Below are 2,955 nucleotides of genomic sequence, written 5' to 3' on the forward strand. Positions count from 1 at the left end.
TGGAAGCGCCGCGCTCTTCGGTGCGCACGACGCTGCCGCCCCGCAGGATCGAGATGCGGTCCGAAAGCGACATCACCTCATCCATGCGGTGGGTGATGAACAGGATCAGGCAGCCTTCGCCGGCAAGCGCACGCATCAACGAAAAAACCGATTCGCGGTCGGCGAAGTCGAGCGCGGCGGTGACCTCGTCGAGGATCAGGATCTTTGGGTTGCGCACGATCGCGCGGGCGAGAACGACCAATTGCTGCGCGGCAAGCGGCAGCAGGCCGGCTGGCTTGTCGAGGGGGACGTCGGTGACCGCGAAGCGCTTCAGCGCGGCTTCCGCCCGGTCACGGCGCTCATGGCGGGGAACGGCACGTCGGACCAGTCCGTCGAGGCCGAGCAGGATGTTGTCGGTTACGCTGCGGTCCGGCGCGATCAGCACCTCCTGGAATACCGTGGCGAAGCCTTGCGCCTGGAAGGCCGATGGATTGGCGCCAGGGAATGGCTTGCCGTGCAGCAGGATCACGCCGCTGTCCGGCTGGACGATGCCGGACAGCAGCTTGACCATGGTGCTCTTGCCCGAACCGTTCTCGCCCAGAATGGTGTGGATGGTCCCCGCCCGGAACGCGATCGATGCGTCCGCGAGCGCGATCGTCTCGCCATAGCGTTTGGATATGGTTTTGATTTCAAGCATGTCACAATTCGATGCTGGCAGGCCGGCTCCGCGAAAGGAGCCGGCCTGCTGAGAGGCTAGTTCGCGCAGCGTTATTTTGCGCAGGCGTCGGGGACCTTCGAATAATCCCAGCCCTTGGTCGGCGCCGGGTTCGAGAAATAGGCGTCGAGCCATTCCTCCGGCATCGGATCTTTCGGCGGGATCGGGAAGATCGACACGGCATCGGTCGTCATGCAGTCCTTGTACCAGGCACCGAGATCGGCGGTGTGGACAGGTGGGATCGGGATCAGCAGCGTGTTCAGCTTCGGCTTCTGTCCGTCGAGCATGCGCTCGCCGACGCGGAACAGCGTTTGCGCGGTCCAGTGCGGCAGCACCGCATGGCCTTCGAAGCGGTACTTGTCGGGGTTGGCCTTCCAGTAGCCCAGCGCATCGCCGGTGATCGAGCCGGTGATCAATGGCGCCGGCCGGCCGGCTTCCGCGAAGGCTTCGGCAACGACACGGCTCTCGCTGCCTGTCGTCCACACCGCATCGATCGGCGCCGGGTTGGTGGCGATCGCCTGCAGCACCACTGTCTTGGTGACGTTGGCCGTCCAGTTGCCGTTGACGTTGCGCGAGATCTTCAGCTTCGGATTTTCGGCCAGCGCCTTGTCCGCGCCCTGGCGCTCCTGCACCACGATCGGGTGTCCCGCGATGCCTTCGACCAGAAGGATGCTGGCGCCGTCCGGCTGCGCCTTGCCGATCGCCGCCATCATGTCATAGCCCCAGCGCGCATAGTTGGAATCGACATTGATCGCGTTCGGGCTGGTCACCGAGCCGGCCGCGGTGATGAACGGAATGCCGGCCTTGGCGGCAGCGTCGATGGCGTCGTCAAGCGCCGTCGCCGAACCCGGGATCGAGGTGATGATCGAGCACTTCTTGTCGATGAAGGCGCGGATCTGGTTGATCTGCTGGCTGGCATCGTTGTTGGAATCGGACACTTCGAAGCTGGACACCATTCCGTCGGCAATCAGCCCGTCGACAAGACGCTTCAGTTCCTTGGTCACCGTGACCCGCCACGGATTGCCCTGGTATGATTCCGAGTGGCACCATTTCCACGGCTTCGGCGGCGCGGTGAAATTGTCCCAGGCCGAGGGCAGCACTTTCTGGGGCGCGCCGTCATACTGCGCCTTGAGTTCGGTCGGCAGTCCACCGATGACGCCTTGCACATCCTGTGCAAAGGCGGTCGTTGCAAGCGAGGCAAGCGCCGTTGCGGCCAGCAGGCCGCGGATCATTCCTGTCATTCTTGTTCTCCTCCGTTCGGTTTGGTTCAGGCTCCTCCACCGGCAGCGCCGGACACCTGCGCCGGGGAACTCTCCCGAAACAGGCGATTGAGATCGGCAACGACCTGTCGGGCTTGATGCCGGGAGGTCATGCCGGAAAGGATGCGTTCGGAAGCCGCCTGCTGGAACGCCATGTAGCCGTCATGGCGCGGCCGCACCCATGCGCCCTCCAGCGTCGCGCGCGTATCCCGATAGAAGTCGCCGGTTGCTTCATTGACGGCTTGATCTTCCCAGGCCGCTGCATGGCCGGGCTGGCCCCCGGCGGCGGCATAGGGGCCGCGCTGGACATCGCCGCTCGCGACCCAATAGGCGAAGTCGATCGCGGCATCCCTGGCTTTGGAAAAGGCTGAAACCGCTATGCCGGTGCCGCCAAGCGCCGAACCGACCGGGCCGCCGGAACCGATGACCGGAACATCGGCAAAGGCCAGCCGGTTCGCCCGAAAGCCATCCGTCGCATAGGACACGTAGCCATAGATCAGTGGCGCGCAGACGAACCTGGAACTGGCCTCCGCCATACGTTCGGAGACGGCAATCGGGTCCATCTCGAAACACGCGGGATCGACCAGCGCTGTGATCTCGCGCATTGCCTCGAAGACTTGGCTACCGATCTCCACATCGATCAGATCGTCGGATGAATCGGTCGTGCAGGCATGCCCGAGATTGCCGGCAAGCGTGTAGAAAACCATCAACACGTGAGGCGGCCGCAACGGCAGCAGCACGCGGTCTTGACGGGCGAGATCGAGCACCTCGCTCCAGCGCGCCGGTGGCGCACTGATCGCATCCGGCCGCCATGCCTGGACTTGGCTTGCCGCATCGATCGGGAAAGCCCATTGCCGTCCTTGCCAGTTGTAGCTCGGATAGGACTGGCCGACGCTGCCCGAGGCAAGGGCCGTGCGTTCCGCCTCGCGTCCGGCGACATCCAGCGGCTCCAGGCAGCCTTCGGCCGTGATCTGGCCGACATGCGGATGGTCGATGACGATG

General features: G+C 64.4%; 3 protein-coding genes. All 3 read right to left on the reverse strand.

The window, feature by feature from the left end; all coding sequences use genetic code 11:
* Nucleotides 1-676: ATP-binding cassette domain-containing protein (locus tag EN750_RS26960; RefSeq protein ID WP_145967942.1), on the reverse strand; the 676-nt coding region annotated here is incomplete at its 3' end.
* 71 nt (nucleotides 677-747) lie between these two features.
* Nucleotides 748-1,935: an ABC transporter substrate-binding protein gene (locus EN750_RS26965; RefSeq protein ID WP_127398455.1), complete on the reverse strand. Its 1,188-nt coding sequence runs from the start codon at nucleotides 1,933-1,935 to the stop codon at nucleotides 748-750.
* Between the two features lie 26 nt (nucleotides 1,936-1,961).
* Nucleotides 1,962-2,955: extracellular solute-binding protein (locus EN750_RS26970; protein WP_127398457.1), on the reverse strand; the 994-nt coding region annotated here is incomplete at its 5' end.

Origin of the sequence: Mesorhizobium sp. M7A.F.Ca.ET.027.03.2.1, from assembly GCF_003999175.1 — a bacterium.
In the GTDB taxonomy this organism is placed as follows: domain Bacteria; phylum Pseudomonadota; class Alphaproteobacteria; order Rhizobiales; family Rhizobiaceae; genus Mesorhizobium.

Coding starts and splice junctions, on each gene's coding strand:
- EN750_RS26965 (WP_127398455.1), bottom strand. CDS start 1,935: ATGACAGGAATGATCCGCGGCCTGCTGGCCGCAACGGCGCTTGCCTCG.